16 protein-coding genes are annotated in these 15106 nt (G+C 74.0%); 11 read left to right on the top strand and 5 right to left on the bottom strand.

Features of this window, described 5'->3' with window-relative positions:
* Window positions 1–63 precede the first annotated feature (63 nt).
* Both ABZ570_RS15155 and ABZ570_RS15150 read left to right on the top strand, forming a co-directional pair.
* Window positions 64–960, top strand: coding sequence for a L,D-transpeptidase family protein (locus tag ABZ570_RS15155; protein WP_358062641.1), 897 nt, complete (start codon window positions 64–66; stop codon window positions 958–960).
* 117 nt (window positions 961–1077) lie between these two features.
* A complete protein-coding gene (locus ABZ570_RS15150) occupies window positions 1078–1314 on the top strand; it encodes a hypothetical protein (protein ID WP_358062638.1) in 237 nt (78 codons plus the stop codon).
* Window positions 1315–1341: 27 nt separating this feature from the next.
* On the opposite strand, the gene ABZ570_RS15145 is transcribed toward ABZ570_RS15150, so the two are convergent.
* Window positions 1342–3819: a helicase-associated domain-containing protein gene (locus tag ABZ570_RS15145; RefSeq protein ID WP_358062636.1), complete on the bottom strand. Its 2478-nt coding sequence runs from the start codon at window positions 3817–3819 to the stop codon at window positions 1342–1344.
* 76 nt (window positions 3820–3895) lie between these two features.
* On the opposite strand from ABZ570_RS15145, the gene ABZ570_RS15140 reads away from it, so the two are divergent.
* Complete coding sequence (locus tag ABZ570_RS15140) at window positions 3896–4519, top strand: HAD family hydrolase (protein ID WP_358062633.1); 624 nt, start codon at window positions 3896–3898, stop codon at window positions 4517–4519.
* A 27-nt stretch (window positions 4520–4546) separates the two neighbouring features.
* Entirely contained in the window at window positions 4547–4933 is a 387-nt protein-coding gene (locus ABZ570_RS15135; RefSeq protein WP_088997128.1) for a cold shock domain-containing protein, read from the top strand.
* Here ABZ570_RS15135 and ABZ570_RS15130 read toward each other — a convergent pair.
* Entirely contained in the window at window positions 4894–5724 is an 831-nt protein-coding gene (locus ABZ570_RS15130) for a 1,4-dihydroxy-6-naphthoate synthase (protein WP_358062629.1), read from the bottom strand. The two genes, ABZ570_RS15135 and ABZ570_RS15130, sit on opposite strands and share 40 nt — an antisense overlap.
* A gap of 280 nt (window positions 5725–6004) precedes the next feature.
* On the opposite strand from ABZ570_RS15130, the gene ABZ570_RS15125 reads away from it, so the two are divergent.
* On the top strand, window positions 6005–6871 hold the full coding sequence (locus ABZ570_RS15125; protein WP_358062626.1) for a GNAT family N-acetyltransferase: 867 nt from the start codon (window positions 6005–6007) through the stop codon (window positions 6869–6871).
* On the opposite strand, the gene ABZ570_RS15120 is transcribed toward ABZ570_RS15125, so the two are convergent.
* Both ABZ570_RS15120 and ABZ570_RS15115 read right to left on the bottom strand, forming a co-directional pair.
* Complete coding sequence (locus ABZ570_RS15120; RefSeq protein ID WP_358062623.1) at window positions 6843–7493, bottom strand: futalosine hydrolase; 651 nt, start codon at window positions 7491–7493, stop codon at window positions 6843–6845. The genes ABZ570_RS15125 and ABZ570_RS15120 overlap by 29 nt on opposite strands.
* Complete coding sequence (locus ABZ570_RS15115) at window positions 7490–9091, bottom strand: MFS transporter (RefSeq protein ID WP_358062620.1); 1602 nt, start codon at window positions 9089–9091, stop codon at window positions 7490–7492. Before ABZ570_RS15115 ends, ABZ570_RS15120 begins: the two co-directional genes overlap by 4 nt.
* Window positions 9092–9196: 105 nt before the next feature.
* Between ABZ570_RS15115 and ABZ570_RS15110 the strand changes: the two genes are divergently transcribed.
* Window positions 9197–10018 (top strand): DUF3027 domain-containing protein, encoded by an 822-nt coding sequence (locus ABZ570_RS15110; protein WP_358062617.1) that lies wholly within the window; start codon window positions 9197–9199, stop codon window positions 10016–10018.
* A gap of 9 nt (window positions 10019–10027) precedes the next feature.
* Here the strand turns inward: ABZ570_RS15110 and ABZ570_RS15105 are convergent, their stop codons facing one another.
* On the bottom strand, window positions 10028–10288 hold the full coding sequence (locus tag ABZ570_RS15105) for a DUF2530 domain-containing protein (protein WP_358062615.1): 261 nt from the start codon (window positions 10286–10288) through the stop codon (window positions 10028–10030).
* 83 nt (window positions 10289–10371) lie between these two features.
* Here ABZ570_RS15105 and ABZ570_RS15100 point away from each other — a divergent pair, with 83 nt between their 5' ends.
* From ABZ570_RS15100 to thpR, 5 genes are all read left to right on the top strand, one after another.
* Window positions 10372–11850 (top strand): NCS2 family permease, encoded by a 1479-nt coding sequence (locus tag ABZ570_RS15100; protein WP_358062612.1) that lies wholly within the window; start codon window positions 10372–10374, stop codon window positions 11848–11850.
* 78 nt (window positions 11851–11928) lie between these two features.
* Window positions 11929–12378 carry a MarR family transcriptional regulator gene (locus ABZ570_RS15095; protein ID WP_358062609.1) on the top strand — a complete coding sequence of 150 codons (450 nt, stop codon included), beginning with the start codon at window positions 11929–11931 and terminating at the stop codon, window positions 12376–12378.
* Window positions 12379–12448: 70 nt separating this feature from the next.
* Window positions 12449–13735 (top strand): MFS transporter, encoded by a 1287-nt coding sequence (locus ABZ570_RS15090; protein ID WP_358062606.1) that lies wholly within the window; start codon window positions 12449–12451, stop codon window positions 13733–13735.
* 154 nt (window positions 13736–13889) lie between these two features.
* The gene (locus tag ABZ570_RS15085) at window positions 13890–14393 is read left to right on the top strand and encodes a hypothetical protein (protein ID WP_358062603.1); all 504 of its coding nucleotides are present in this window, start codon (window positions 13890–13892) and stop codon (window positions 14391–14393) included.
* A gap of 13 nt (window positions 14394–14406) precedes the next feature.
* Window positions 14407–14985, top strand: a complete 579-nt coding sequence (gene thpR, locus ABZ570_RS15080; protein WP_358062600.1) for an RNA 2',3'-cyclic phosphodiesterase — start codon at window positions 14407–14409, stop codon at window positions 14983–14985.
* Window positions 14986–15106 lie beyond the last annotated feature (121 nt).

The raw sequence follows: 15106 nt of genomic DNA, 5'->3' as shown, positions 1-15106 counted from the left end.
AAGGGCAACGGGACATTCGGTCCGGACGTCTAGGAAGGGAACAGCCTGTCCAGGGGAGGATCCATGAAGCGTGTCCGACTCACCGCGCGGGTCGTCGCCCTGGCGGCGGTCGTGCTGGTCGGCGTTGGTGCGTGCGCGCTCGATCCGCAGGCCGACGGATCCGGGGCGGCCGCCCCGGTGCCCGTCGGCGTGACGGAGACGGCATCGGGGGCGAGCACGCACCCACCAACGCCGGACCAGGCGACCCAGTCCCCCTCGGCGCGGCCGAGCCGCCCGGCCACGCCGAAGCCCGGCGACACGGCCACGCCGAAGCCCAGCCGGACGACGCCCACCACCGCCGCGCCGAAGCCGAGCGCCTCCGGCTTCACCGGCTGCCCGCAGGGCGAGCACCAGCGGGCCGTGGAGGAGTACCTGAACAAGCTGGGCGGGTTCGGCACACTGACCGTGGACGGCAAGCAGTCCGCCGCCGACTGCACCGCGATCAAGAAGTTCCAGCGCCGGTACGGGATCAGCCCCGCCGCCGGCCGCGCCGGCGCCACCACCTACGACGTCGCGCGGCGGCTGGCCGGCACCGACGTGAGCCGCTGCCGGGCGGGCTCCGGGCTGACCTTCTGCGTCGACCTGACCCGGCAGACCGTCTTCGCGATGCGGGACGGCGAGGTCGTCATGGGCCCGACGGTCACCCGCACCGGCATGGCCGGGTACGCCACCCCGACCGGCACCTACCGCATCGGCTGGCGGAACCTGAAGGAGTGGTCCAACCCGTACGAGGTGTGGCTGCCCTACTGGCAGCAGTTCAACGGCGGGATCGGCTTCCACGAGACCACCACGTACCTGCACAACGGGTCGATCGGCTCGCACGGCTGCGTCAACCTGCTGCACCAGGACGCGGTCCGGCTCTGGGAGCTGGGCAGGGTCGGCACCCGGGTGGTCGTCTTCGGCCACCGCCCCGGCACCTGAGCCGCGCCGGCACCCTGAGCCGCCCCGGCACCTGAGTCCGGGTTTTCTCCCCTGTCCGCGAGTCCGTTTCGGTGCCACGCTGGAAATCGGGTCCGGCGGGCGGGGGAGGGACTGATCATGACGGTCGACCACGACGTACGTCCCAAGGAGGAGCAGGCGCCGGGCGGCGAGGTCACCACCGCGGCCCTGATCGGTTACGCGGTGGCCGCCGTCGGCATTCTCGGCTGGTTCCTGTTCGGGCTGTTGGTGCAGCGGCAGGGCCTCGTCGACTCGGTCGGCGAGTCGGCCGGCGCGGCGTTCGCGCTGCTGCTCGCCGTCTCCGTGGTGGAGATGATCCGCCACAACCGCGGCTGAGCACGGCTCGGGCCGGCCCCGGGTCGCTCAGTCCTCCAGCACCGCCGCGGTGATCCGGTGCAGGGCGAAGGTGTGCAGCATCTCCGTGCGCTCGTCCTCGGCGCGCAGGTAGCCCGCCCCGATCGACACCGGGCGGACCAGGCGGGACGCGGTCGCCCCGTGCGCGTCGACGTATCCCACCCAGACCAGCGCCTTGTCGCGGACCGCCTGCTGCAGCACGGCGAGCGCGTCGCTGTGGGTGTGGGCGGGCACCGGCCCGGTGCGCGCCGCCTCGCCCCGGACCACCGCCGGAGCCCGCCGGGCAGCCCGGGCCGCCGCGTCGCCGCGGCGGATCTGCTCCACCACCCCCAGCAGCCGGGGCATGGGCAGCTTCGGGGCGGCCAGCGGGTCCAGGCCGCGGGAGGCGACCGGCACCCGGGCCGGGGCCCGCCGGGTCTTCGGCCGGGAGAGCACGGCCGAGCCGCTCGCGTCCTCCGGCACCGGCGCATACCCGGCGTCGCGCAGCGCGGCCAGCATCCGCCCGACCTGGTACGGCGTGACCAGCACCGTCGGGGCCAGCCGGCGGAACGCCATCGACTCCAGCCGCCGGTCGGCCAGCACCTCGGTGAGCAGCGTCTCGTCGTCGCTGCGCACGTACCCGCCGGCCGAGCCGACCCGGAGCCCGCCGTGCTTGCGCGCCACGTCGTCCACCAGGTAGGTCAACCCCTGCGGGACCGGGGTACGCGACCGGCGGCGGAACAGCGCGTGCAGGTCGTCGGCCGAGTACCCGGCGTCCAGGGCCCGCCGGATGCTGGCCGTGGTGACCCGGTGCACGCTCGCCCCGCCGGCCGACTCGTGCTCGGCCACCACGTCCAGCTCGGCGGCGAGCGCCGGGTCGGGCGGGCCGGGCACCACCACGGTCAGGTCGGCCTGCAGCAGGAAGTGGTCGACCGGGGCGGGGAGCAGCGCGTCCAACGCGCGTACGGCGGTGGACGGCTCGCCCGACTCGGCGTCGGAGAGCAGCCCAAGCGGGTCCTCCGCTCGGTCGTCGGCCTCGGTCACGTCGGCCAGCAGCAGCCGCCCGTACGAGGTGAGCGCGCCGAGGCCGGTCACCCCGAGCTGGGCCGCCTCGGCCAGCACCTCGCGGTGCGCGGCCTCCCGGCCCCGGGCCCGCCGGGGCGTCCGCCAGTCCAGCAGCTCCAGCACCTCGTCGGAAGTCGGAGCGGTCGCCGGGGCCAGGTCCGCCAGGATGGCGAGCACCGCGCGCCGGGCGGCCGGGGCGCCGGCCCGTTCCGCCTCGGCGGACAGCACCGAGATCGGCCGGTCCCGGTCGTCGCGCTGGCCGACCAGGCCCACCTGGCGGGTCATGGTAAGCCAGGCTCGGGCCAGCTGCTCCCAGCGCTGGGCGAGCGAGCCGGCCCGCCACACCTCGTACCCGCCGGTGGGCAGGATCTGCTGGTCGCCGCCGCCGTACCGGGCGGTGGCGGTGCCGGTCAGGTCCAGCTCGCCGAGCAGCCCGGCCGCGTACGCCACCTCGAAGAGCAGCGCGGCGGTGGCGTCGTCCAGCCCGAGCCCCCGGGCCAGCCGGCGCAGGTCGCGTACGCCGACCCCGCCGGAGCGCAGCACCGGGGCCGGCTCGGCGGCCAGGCTCTCCAGCAGCGCCTCGGTGTGGCGTACCACCTCCATGGTCTGCCCGGCGCCGGCGGAGTCCACGGCCTTCGGCTCCCGGGCCGGGCTCGCCACCAGCGGCGGGTCGGTCCGCAGCGGGCCGAGCGGGCCGCTGTCGCGGCGCAGCAGCAGCCCGATCTCGCGGGGCAGTTCCACCGTTCCGGCACCACCCTTGCCGCCCGACATGCGGACGAGCAGCCGGTGCTCCACCAGCCAGCGGATCGGCGAGCCGGTCGGCGCGCCACCGTTGATCGGGTCCGGGGGAAGCTCCTCCTCGGCGCCGGTGGCGGGGGCGTCGAGCGCGCCCGGGGGTACCGTGCCGACCGGCGGCCCGGCGGCGAGCCGGTCCAGGATCGCCCGGGCCGAGGGCGGCGCGGCCAGCAGGGTCCGCCGCAGCTTCGCCGGGTCCGCGCAGAGCGCCGCCGCCCGCGGGTCCAGGTCCGCCGCCGGTCGGCCCAGCCCCGCCGGGTACGGGGAGACCTCGTCGACGCCGCCCACCACGTGCAGGTCGTGCTCCGGGCCGTACAGCAGGAAGAGCGCGCGCAGCCGGCCGACCGCGGCCCGGACAGCGGTCGGGGCGGGCGGGTGCGGGCCGGCGGTGGCCATCGCCAGGATCGCCTCGGTGGCGGTGCCGCCGCCCGCCGGGTCCCGGGTGAGCCGGGCGGCGTCCAGGATCTGGAGGGTGAACTGGTCCAGCCCGTCGAGGGCCCGGGCCACGGAGACCCGCGACTGGGCCCGGATGGCGAGGGCGGAGACGTCGGCCGGCACCGGCACGACGAGGTCCGGCCGCAGCTGGAGCAGGGCGGCCAGGGACTCGTCGGGAAGGGCCCGCAGGTGATCGGCGAGTGAGGTGGTCATCGTCGTACCACGCTAGCCCGGTCGGGGGTGGTCCCGCCCCTCGGACGTCCGGCTCGGTCCTGGGTACGTTTTCCCCATGCCCCCACTGATGGTCGGCTTCGACCTCGACATGACCCTGGTCGACTCGCGCCCGGGAATCGCCGCCGCGTACCGGGCGCTGACCGCGCGTACCGGCGTGTACGTGGACGCGGACGCGGCGGTGTCCCGGCTCGGCCCGCCGCTGCGCACGGAAATCGCCCGCTGGTTCCCGCCGGAGCGGGTGGAGGAGGCGGTGGTCGTGTATCGCGAGCTCTACCCGGCGTACGCGATCACCCCGACCCTGCCGATGCCCGGCGCGGGGGCCGCGATCGAGGCGGTGCACGAGCGCGGCGGCCGGGTCATGGTGGTCACCTCGAAGATCGGCCGCTTGGCGAAGCTGCACCTGGACCACCTCGGGCTGGCCGTGGACGAGCTGGCCGGGGACCTCTTCGCCGAGGAGAAGGCGACCGCGCTGCGGGAGCACGGCGCGGCGCTCTATGTCGGCGATCACGTGGCGGACATGACCGCCGCCAAGACGGCGCGAATCCCAGGCGTGGGAGTGGCGACCGGGCCGTGTACGCAGGACGAACTGCGGGCCGCCGGCGCGCACACGGTGCTGGACGATCTCAGCGGATTCCCGGCGGCGCTGGACCGGATCATCCGGCTAGCCTTGAGGGGGTAGCGGTTTCGAGCGAAGCAGGGGTTTCAAGTGCCGACGGGTCGAGTGAAGTGGTATGACGCGGCCAAGGGATACGGGTTCGTCACCAGTGACGAGGGTGGCGACGTGTTCCTGCCCAAGGGCGCGCTGCCGGCGGGCGTCACCGACCTGAAGGGCGGCCAGCGGGTCGATTTCAGCGTGGTCGACAGCCGCCGGGGTGCCCAGGCGATGGGCGTGAAGCTGCTGGAGGCGCCGCCGTCCGTGGCGGAGCTGCGCCGCCGGCCGGCCGAGGAGCTGCACGGCCTGGTCGAGGACATGATCAAGGTGCTGGAGGCGAAGGTCCAGCCGGACCTGCGCCGGGGCCGCTTCCCCGACCGGAAGACCGCGCAGAAGATCGCTCAGCTGGTCCACGCGGTGGCGCGCGAGCTGGAGGTCTGAGGGACGAGCCCGGCGTCGGCGGCCCGGCCGAGCAGCGCCTCCACAGCGGCGAAACCGGCCTCGCCCAGGTCGGCGGTGAAGTCGTTGACGTAGAGGGCGATGTGCCGGTCCACCACGTCGGGCTCCATCTCCTGGGCGTGGGCCAGGACGTACTCCCGGCTGGCCGCCGGGTCGGCCCAGGCCTGGCGTACCGACTCGCGGATCCAGGCGGCGGCCTCGACCGGGTCGACCGCGCCCTTGCGGGCCAGGATCGCGCCGAGCGGGATCGGCAGGCCGGTGTCACCCTCCCACCATTCGCCGAGGTCGACCAGCGCGGTCAGCCCGTGCCGGGGGTACGTGAACCGGGCCTCGTGGATCACCAGCCCGGCGTCGTACCGGCCGGCGGCGACGCCCGGCATGATCTCGTGGAACGGCACCACCTCGATCCGCGCCGGCGGGCGCTCCGCCGACCAGAGCCGGAAGAGCAGGTACGCCGTGGTCCGCTCACCCGGCACCGCCACGGTCGCGCCGGTGAGGTCGGCCCGGTCGCCGCGGGTGAGCACCAGCGGGCCGCAGCCCCGGCCCAGCGCGCCGCCGCAGGGCAGCAGGTGGTAGTCGTCGAGCAGCCACGGCAGCGCCGCGTAGCTCACCTTCACCAGGTCGAACGCCCCCCGCTCGGCGGCCGTGTTGGTGACGTCCACGTCGGCGTAGGTCACCTCGACGGGCGGGGCGCCCGGCACCCGGCCGTGCACGAGAGCGTCGAAGACGAAGGTGTCGTTGGGGCAGGGGGAGATCGCCAGGGAGAGCGCCACGCCCCCCACGTTAACCCCGCCCCTTCCCGCGGTCGCAGCGGGCAGGCGCTGCTCGTGCCCGTGGGGACAAGACTCCCCGTTCGCTTTCGAGCTGATATCGCAAACGATTCAGGGGTGGTGCCGCGGCTACCGGCACGACCGGCGACATCACCAACGATTCAGCTCCAAAGCGTCTCGCTATCCACATGCCTCCCGGCGTATGAGCCGATGTCCACAGGGTTATCCACAGGTTGGTCGGCCCTGTTGAAACGGCAGCGGGCGGCTGGGGAGCATGCCGGGTGTGGCAGAGCCGAATCCGCCGACCGAGCGGCGGGCAGACCTGGGGGAGCTGCTGCGCCGGCTGCGGCGGCGCGCTGATCTGAGCCAGCGCGAGCTGGCCGCCCGGGCCGGCGTTCCCCAGGCCACCGTCGCACGGATCGAGTCCGGCCGGGCCGTCGACCCTCGGTACCGGACGGTGGAGCGGCTGATCGGGGCCGCGGGCGGGCAGGTGCGGTTCGACGCCGGACGGGCCGACGAATCAGATCAGCTGCCCGCACCGGCGCCCCACGATGAGCTGCGAGACCAGGCCGGGCGCCGGTATCCGGCCCACCTCGACGTGTGGGAGGTCCGCGAGCCGAAGGACTGGCCCGGGGCGTGGTGGGCGGAGTGGTACAAGCTCCCCCCGGAGAAGTGGCCGTTGCCGCTGCCTCCGGCGACGTACGAGGTGAACCGGGAGTACCGGGACCGGCGGCGCGAGGCGGAATGGGTGCGCCGATCGGTGACGGTTCGGCGGGTGCTGGGGACGCTGGCGGCGACGTCCTGGCGGTTCGTGGCGGAGCTGCCCGACGGCGGCCTGGTCGGGGAGTTGCGGGCGCACGAGCAGAGCCCACATCTCTGCTGGGGTGGCGAGGAGCGCCCCGGGGAGCGGGAGATCATCCTCGACGGGTTGCTCGTCGCGGCCCGGCACCGCCGGCTGGGAATCGGCCGTCGGCTGGTGGCAGCACTCGTCTCTGAGTTGCCGGGTGCCGACATCGGGGTGGTGCGGGCCCTGACCGAAGAGCCCGGCATCAGCTTCCTGCTCGCCTGCGGTTTCGAGCTGGAGGCGAGCCGGCCCGCCGCGCTGCGGTGGGAGCGGTCGGTCAGCGCAGGGCGGCCGCCGCCGCGGTGAGAGCGGCGAACGCCTCGCGCATCCGCCAGGATTCCCGGTCCCGTGGCCCGATCGGGTTGGACACCGTACGCAGCTCGGCGAAGGGCAGACCGGCCTGGGCGGCGGCGACGGCCACGCCGTACCCCTCCATGGCCTCGGCCACCGCGTCGGGGTGCCGGTCGGCGAGGGCCGCGGTGCTCGCCGCGGTGCCGGTCACCGTGTTGACGGTGAGCACAGCGCCGACCGTGGCCTCCGGCAGGGCGGTACGCAGGGCGTCCAGCAGTGCCGGGTCGGCGGGTATCACGCTGCCCACGCCCAGCAGTTCCGCCGGCATGCCCAGCGCCTCCACCGGGAGGAAGCCCTCCGGTGACTCGGCACCCACGTCGGCCGCCACGCTGCGGGTCGCCAGCACGGTGCCGCCGACCGGCACCCGGCCGACGAAGCCGCCGGCGATGCCCGCGCTGACCACCGCCCGGTACGGCCGGCCGGCCGCCTCGGCGAGCGCCAGCAGCCGGGCGGTGGCGGCCCCGGCGACGGCGGGGCCCACCCCGGCCGGCGCGACGGTGACCGTGGGGTCGGTCAGACCCGCCCGGACGGCCTCCGCCTCGGCGGGCACGGCGGTCACCACCAGCAGCCCACTCACGCAACCGGCCCCCGCGGCTCCCGCCGGCTCTCCTCGTCGACCCCGCCCGGCCCGCCGACCGGAGAGGAGGAGGGGCGGTAGATGTGGAAGCCCGGCGGCGGGAACCCGTCATCGGGCTCGCCGGTGGGTGTGCCGCCCGAGGGCGGGGCCGGCGAGGTGGGGGTCGGGTCGGCCGGCGCCTCCGCCGGCTCGTCGGCCAGTTCGTCGTCGCCGAGCGGCCGGCCGATCAGGCGTTCGCTGCGCAGCCGGCCGGCCACCAGCACGCCACGTACGGCCACCAGCGCCGCGACGCAGGCGACGACCGTGACCCCGATCCGGCCGGTGAAGGGGACGAGCCCGAGCCCGCCGCCGGCCACGAAGGCGAGCATCAGCGCGGTCTCCGAGTGGGCGAAGGAACTGGCCCGGAGCCGCTCCGGGATCCGCTCCTGGATCGACGCGTCGACCGCGAGCTTGGCGAGCCCGCTGAACAGGGACGCGACCAGGCAGAGCAGCGCCACCATGGGCAGCGAGAACTTCAACGCGGCCAGCACCGCCACCCCGGCCACGATGATCGTGCCGCTGGACTGGATCGCGGCCGGCCGGTGGATGTGCAGCCGGGTGCCGACCGCGGTGGCCAGGAAGCTGCCCACCGCCAGCGCGCCGCCGACCAGGCCCAGCGCGCCCTGGGCGCCCAGGTCCCGGCCGAAGAAGTCGGTGGTCAGGTCGCCGGCCTTGATCGCGAAGGCCAGGAAGAGCAGCAGGAAGCCGTACACCCCGCGCAGCGCCGCCGCGCTGATCAGGGTGGCGATCACCAGGCGGCCGGCCGGCCGACCCCGGCCCAGCGGCCGTTCCCCGTCCCGGCGGCGCAGCGCCCGGAACGGCTGCGGCACCCGCTCCGGCGGCTCCGAGTCCGCCCGCGGCGGCAGGCGCAGCGAGATCACCATGCCGACCAGGAAGATCAGCGAGGCCACCCGGAGCGGCCACTGTGCCCCGAACCAGAACGTGGCCAGCCCGAGCGGGGCGACCAGGCCGCCGGCCACCGTGCCGTAGACGCTGGCTCGGGCGCCCACCTGGGACAGCCCCAGCCCCTCTGGCAGCAGCCGCGGCACCGCCGCCGAGCGGGCCACCCCGTACGCCCGGGAGAGGGCGAGCACGCCGAACGCCGCCGGGTAGAGCCCGAAGCTGCCGAGGTAGTCGGAGATCAGCCAGGCGAGGAAGGCCCGGCCGAGCATGGTGGTCGCCAGCGCGTACCGGCGGCCGTGCCGGAAGTGGTCCAGCAGCGGCCCGACCACCGGGGCGAGCATGGCGAACGGCACCATGGTGACCAGCAGGTAGAGCGCCACCTTGTTGCGCGCCTCGCCGAGCGGCACGTCGAAGAAGATCGTCCCGGCCAGGCCGATGGCGATCAGGGTGTCCCCGGCGCAGGAGAGGGCGTGCAGGTCGAAGAGGCGGACCATGCCCACCTCGTTGCCGGCGCTGCGGGCCCGGGCCGACCCGGCCCGCCGGGTCATCCACCGGCCGCCGCGCAGCGAGCCGCGCAGCAGCAGGCGGGTGGCGCGGATGCCCGTGCCGACGGCACGCCCGAGGGCGGACCGGCCGGAGCGGGAGGACAGCGGCATGTGTCCCATCCTTGCCCATCTGATCCACGTGTGCTCGCGCCACCCGCGAGAACGACTCCGGGGAGTGCCTGACAGCCGACCGTGGGCATGGGCAACAATGGGTAGGTGACCAGGCCCGCCTCCGCCCGTGCTCCCCGGCTCGACCAGGTGTGCGCCGCCGCCGTCGATGTGGCTCGCGCCGCCATCGCCGAGGTGGACCCCGCCGACGTCGGCGAGCACCTCCAGGCTGTCGCCGAGGGTGACCGGCTCGTCACCCACTACTTCGAGTGCCGGCTGGCCGGCTACCGCGGCTGGCGCTGGTCGGTCACGGTGACCCGGGTGCCGCGCAGCCGGAACGTCACGGTCTGCGAGACCGTCCTGCTGCCCGGCTCGGACGCGCTGCTCGCCCCCGGCTGGGTGCCCTGGCAGGAGCGGCTCAAGCCGGGCGACCTGGGCCCCGGCGACCTGCTGCCCACCCCGGCGGACGACGAGCGCCTCGCCCCCGGCTACCTGCTCTCCGACGACCCGGCGGTCGAGGAGACCGCGTGGGAGCTGGGCCTGGGCCGGTCCCGGGTGCTGTCCCGGGAGGGCCGCTCGGAGGCCGCTCAGCGCTGGTACGACGGCGACCACGGCCCGAACGCCGCGATCTCGGTGGCCGCGCCGGCCGCCGCCCGCTGCGGCACCTGCGGCTTCTACCTGCCCCTCGCCGGGGCGCTGCGGCAGGCCTTCGGCGCGTGCGGCAACTTCTACGCCCCGGACGACGGCCGGGTGGTCAGCGCCGACCACGGCTGCGGCGCACACTCCGAGACCCTCGCCGAGACGGGCGAGACCCCGGTCGACGAGCTGCCCACGGTCTACGACGACAGCGCGGTCGAGGCGATGTCGGTCAGCCGCGCCCCGGGCTCAGTGGAGGCGGCCGAGCCGGCCGAGCCGTACGGCCACCCCTGACGGTAGGGCTCAGCCGCGGCGGGCGGCGGCCTCCCGGCGGCGACGCCGGTTGGCGTCGTGCCGCATCATCACCGCGAGACCGGGAAAGCCCCACAGGAAACCGGCCAGGCAGGTCCAGAGCCAGTTCTGGTGCCCGTGCTCGGTGAGCCAACCGCGGAAGAAGATCAGCAGCACCAGCCCGGCCGCCGCCCAGCCGATCAACCCGGCGACGGCGAACGGCACCATCGGCGGGTCGAGCGGTTCGGGCCGCGGCGGTTGCTCCTGAGGCACGGGCACAGCGTACGCGACCACTGCTTCCTGCCTTGCCGGTGATCGAGGACGACAGCCACGGTCGATCACCCTGCGAGGACCTGATGGCCATTGCGCCGCCGGACAACGGCACGCCACGCGATCCCGCGCACCCCCGTAACGGTGTCGACCGCTACTTCGCGATCTCCGCCCGCCGCTCCACGCCCGGCCGGGAGGTGCGCGGCGGCCTGGCCACCTTCTTCACGATGGCGTACATCGTGGTGCTCAACCCGCTGATCCTGGGCAGCGCCGCCGACGGCGACGGGCGGCGGCTCGCCATCCCGGCGCTCGCCGCGGCCACCGCGTTGGTGGCCGGCGTGATGACCATCCTCATGGGTGTCGTCGCGCGTTTCCCGATCGCGCTGGCCGCCGGGTTGGGCGTGAACGCGCTGGTCGCGTTCGAGGTCGCGCCGCAGATGACCTGGGCGGACGCGATGGGCCTGGTGGTCATCGAGGGGGTGCTGATCACCGTGCTCGTGCTCACCGGGCTGCGTACCGCGGTGTTCCGGTCGGTGCCGACCCAGCTGAAGACCGCGATCGGCGTCGGCATCGGCCTCTATCTGACCCTCATCGGCCTGGTCAACGCCGGGTTCGTCCGCCGGGTGCCGGACGCGGCGAACACCACCGTGCCGGTCGGGCTGGGCATCAACGGCAAGATTCTCAGCTGGCCGATGCTGGTCTTCGTGCTGGGCCTGCTGCTCACCATCGTGCTGGTGGTACGCCGGGTCCGGGGCGCGATCCTGATCGGCATCATCGCCACCACCGTGCTGGCGATCGTCGTGGAGGCGATCGCGCACGTCGGCCCGTCCGTCGTCAACGGCCGGCCGAATCCGAAGGGCTGGGCGTTGAACGTGCCCACCGTGCCGGAGACGGTCCTCGCGGTCCCGGATCTCTCCCTGCTCGGCCGCTTCGACGTGCTGGGCTCATGGAGCCGGGTCGGCTGGCTGGTGCCGCTGATGTTCGTCTTCACCCTGCTGATCACGGACTTCTTCGACACGATGGGCACGATGGTCGCCATCGGCCAGGAGGGGGGCATGCTCGACGAGCACGGCACGCCGCCCCGGGCCAAGGAGATCCTGCTGGTCGACTCGGTCGCCGCCGCGGCGGGTGGCGCGGCGAGTGTCTCCAGCAACACGGCGTACCTCGAGAGCGCGGCCGGGGTCGCGGAGGGCGCCCGGACCGGCCTGGCCAACCTGGTCGTCGGCGGTCTGTTCCTGCTGGCGATGTTCCTGGCGCCGCTGTCGGAGATCGTGCCCTTCGAGGCCGCGTCGACGGCGCTGGTGGTGGTCGGCTTCCTGATGCTGACCGGGGTGCGGGCCATCGACTGGGCCGACTACGAGGTCGCCATTCCGGCGTTCCTCACCATGGTGATGATGCCGTTCACCTTCTCCATCTCCAACGGTATCGGCGCCGGCCTGATCACCTACGTGGTGATCAAGCTGGCCAGGGGAAAGGCCCGGCAGCTGCACCCCGTGTTGTACGCCGTGGCGTTGTTGTTCATCCTGTACTTCCTGCGCGGGCCGATCGAGTACGTGGTGTCCTGACGCGGGAAGAGACGATCTTCTGGTGAGTCTGGTCATATCGCATGTCGTTAGCCAGGCTCATTAGTTAAGCTAACTACTGTGACGGAGCGGACGGTGACGGCGAAACGCGTGCCACCGGCGCAGCTGGCACCTCAGCTGCGTGATGCGATCACCCGGCTCAACCGGCGAGTCCGACAGGCCCGCCCGGTGGGCGACTTGACGGGCAGCCAGCTCTCGGCGCTCACCAGCCTCCAACTGGCTGGTGCTCTGACGCCGCGCGAGCTGGCCGACGTCGAGCGGGTGCAGCCGCCGACGATGACCAGGATCGTCGCGAAGCTGGAGGAGCGCGGCCTTGTGCAGCGCACCCCCCACCCGACCGACGGCCGGCAGGTCATCCTGGCGGCGACAGAGGGAGGCCGGGCCGTGCTCGAGCAGTTCGAGCGGGCCCGCAACGAGTGGCTGGCCGGCCGGCTGGCCGCGCTCACCGAGGAGGAACGCGACACGCTGCGGCGCGCCGCCGACATTCTCCAGGGGATCGCCCGCGCCTGAGACCGCCTCGTCCGGTCCGCTTCGTCCGCTGTGGGCGAAGCCGTACCCGACGCGAGGAGGCGCATAGAGAGTGCAGGCGAAGCTGAGCACGATGTTCCAGTCCCTACGAGTCCGCAACTACCGACTCTTCGCCACCGGACAGCTGATCAAGTTGGTCGGCGTCTGGATGATGTTCATCGCCCAGGACTGGCTCGTCCTCGACCTCAGCGGCAACTCCGCCACCGCGCTCGGTGTGGTCACCGCGTTGCAGTTCACCCCCGTCCTGCTGCTGACCCTGCTCTCCGGTCGGCTCGCCGACCGGTACGACAAGCGCATGCTGCTCTTCATCGCCAACGCGTTCTGGACCGCGCTGGCGTTGGTGATGAGCCTGCTGGTGCTCACCGGGCTGGTGCAGCTCTGGCACGTCTTCGCGTTCGCCGCCCTGCTGGGCGTCGCCAACGCGGTGGAGACCCCGGTCCGGCAGGCGTTCGTCTCCGAGCTGGTCGGCATGCCGCTGCTGCCGAACGCGCTGTCGCTCAACGCGGCCACCTTCAACTCGGCCCGGATAATCGGCCCGGCCGCCGCCGGCCTGGCCATCGCCGCGTTCGACGTCGGGCCGGTCTTCCTGTTCAGCGCGGTCAGCTCGATCGCCCCGCTGGTCAACGTGGTCCGGATGCGTACCTCCGAGCTGCACCGCAAGGACCTGCCGCCGGCTGGCGAGCGCCAGCAGGCCCGGGTGGTGGACGGCCTGCGGTACGTCGCCCGCCGGCCCGACATCCTGCTGCCGATGGCGCTGATGTCGGTGATCGGCATGAGCCTGTTCAACTTCCAGCTCACCCTCGCCGCGCTGGCCAAGACCGTGTTCAACACCGGTGCCGCCTCGTTCGGCCTGTTCAGCACCGCGCTCGCGGTCGGTGCGCTGGTCGGCGCACTGGCCGGCACCGGGCGGCGCAGCCGTCCCACGGTGTGGCTGGTGCTCGGCGCGGCGGTCGGCTGCGCCACCTTCGGCACGCTGGTCGGGCTCGCCCCGGCGTACTGGATGGTGGTGGCGCTGCTGCTGCCCACCGGGTTCTTCATGGTCTTCTTCGCCCAGGCCGCCAACCAGCGGGTCCAGCTCAGCGTCGACGCCGCCTTCCGGGGCCGGGTGATGGCGCTGTGGGTGCTGGTCTTCCTCGGCACCAACCCGGTCGGCGCGCCGGTCATCGGCTGGGTGGCCGAGACCTACGGCGCCGGGGCGAGCATCTGGGTCGGCGGTCTGATCTCGCTGGCCGCCGCGATCCTCGCGCTCACCTGGCAGCTGCGCCGCTCCGGTGCCCGGCTTCGGCTGCGGATGCTGCCCATGCCCCGTTTCTACGTGGTGTCGCCCGGCGCCGAATAGGTGCCAGGAAGGGTCCCCTGTTGACGCCTGGTGCACAGCAGGGGGCCTGCTGACGCTGTTTCGGATGAGGAAGAGCGGGCGCTCGGCTCAACAATTCACGCCGGATATGGGCAAACGGGTGGCGGGCCGCGACGACTGGGCTTAGCTTCGATGCGTGGGGCGGGGACTACTGTTGGTACTGGCGATCCTCGCCGTCTGCTGCCTGCCCGCCGCCTTCGCGCTGCTCTTCTGCGCCGACGAGATCCTCGACCGGGCGGTCTGCCGGTGGGCCGAGTGGCGCGAGCAGCGCCGGGAACGGCGGACCATCGCCCGGCTCGATCGGGCCATCGAGGCCGACGCGCTCACCCGCGACGTCGACCTCACCCTGCTCGACCGGGCGGACCGGCGCCCCCTGGAGCAACTCGCCACCGACCTGCGTCGGCTCGGCGGCCACCGGCTCGCCGCCGTCGACCGCTCGGTGGTGTGGCACGGCGCGGTCATCGACGCGTACGACGAGCGGCTGCGGGCCGCCTGCCGGGCGCTGGGGATCACCGAGCACCTGGCCGAGCTGGCGGGCGTGGACCGGGAGATCGAGCGGGTACGCGTGGAGGGGCTGGTGCACGCCGCCGGGCTGACCCTGCCCGCCGCCCGCGCCGGCCATCACCAGCGGCACCGCTGACGGTGCGACGTCGGTGCGGCTGTTCGTCGCGGTCTACCCACCCCGGCCGGCGATCGACGACCTCGCCGCCCAGGTGTCCCGGCTGCGGATCGGTGCCGCCTCCGCCGCCGGCATCAACGTCCGGCTGGCCGACCCGGCCAACGCCCATCTCACCCTGGCCTTCCTCGGCGACGTGGCGGAGGATCGGCTGGTCGACGTGGAGAGCACGCTCGGGCTGGCCGCCGAGACGTTCCGGGGCGGGCGGGACGGCGCGCTCCAGCTCCGGCTCGGGGGCGGGGGCAGCTTCGGGCGCGGCCGGTTCACCGTGCTCTGGGTGGACGTCCAGGGCGATCTCCACGGGCTGGCCACGCTGGCCCGGCTGATCCGGTTCGGGCTGCACCGGGCCCAGCTGCCGCACGACGAGAAGCCGTTCCGGGCCCACCTGACCATCGCCCGTCCCGGCGACCGGATCGACCGCGCCGACGTGATGGCGGACCGGGAGGCCCTGCACGCGTACCTCGGCCCCGAGTGGCCGGCGACCGAGCTGGTGCTGGTCCGCAGCCACCCCGGCCCCCACCCCACCCACGCCCGCCTCTCCGCCTGGCCCCTCTAACCCCCGCCCCCGCCCCGCCCCCGCCCCCTCGCCCTTCCGCGATCTTGCACTTCGCGTCGGGATGAATGGCGCACAAGGCTCAGATCGGCGACCCAAAGTGCAAGATCAACGCGGGGGTGGG

The sequence above is a fragment of the Micromonospora sp. NPDC007271 genome (genome assembly GCF_040634005.1).
Taxonomy (GTDB): Bacteria; Actinomycetota; Actinomycetes; order Mycobacteriales; family Micromonosporaceae; genus Micromonospora.
Note: the sequence above shows the minus strand (reverse complement) of the source record. Positions and strands in the feature narration are given on the sequence as shown.

What these genes read in the sequence shown, in the direction of transcription:
- ABZ570_RS15115 (WP_358062620.1), bottom strand. Translation starts at nt 9,091, where the DNA reads ATGCCGCTGTCCTCCCGCTCCGGCCGGTCCGCCCTCGGGCGTGCCGTC.
- ABZ570_RS15150 (WP_358062638.1), top strand. Translation starts at nt 1,078, where the DNA reads ATGACGGTCGACCACGACGTACGTCCCAAGGAGGAGCAGGCGCCGGGC.
- ABZ570_RS15140 (WP_358062633.1), top strand. Translation starts at nt 3,896, where the DNA reads ATGCCCCCACTGATGGTCGGCTTCGACCTCGACATGACCCTGGTCGAC.
- ABZ570_RS15155 (WP_358062641.1), top strand. Translation starts at nt 64, where the DNA reads ATGAAGCGTGTCCGACTCACCGCGCGGGTCGTCGCCCTGGCGGCGGTC.
- ABZ570_RS15100 (WP_358062612.1), top strand. Translation starts at nt 10,372, where the DNA reads ATGGCCATTGCGCCGCCGGACAACGGCACGCCACGCGATCCCGCGCAC.
- ABZ570_RS15145 (WP_358062636.1), bottom strand. Translation starts at nt 3,819, where the DNA reads ATGACCACCTCACTCGCCGATCACCTGCGGGCCCTTCCCGACGAGTCC.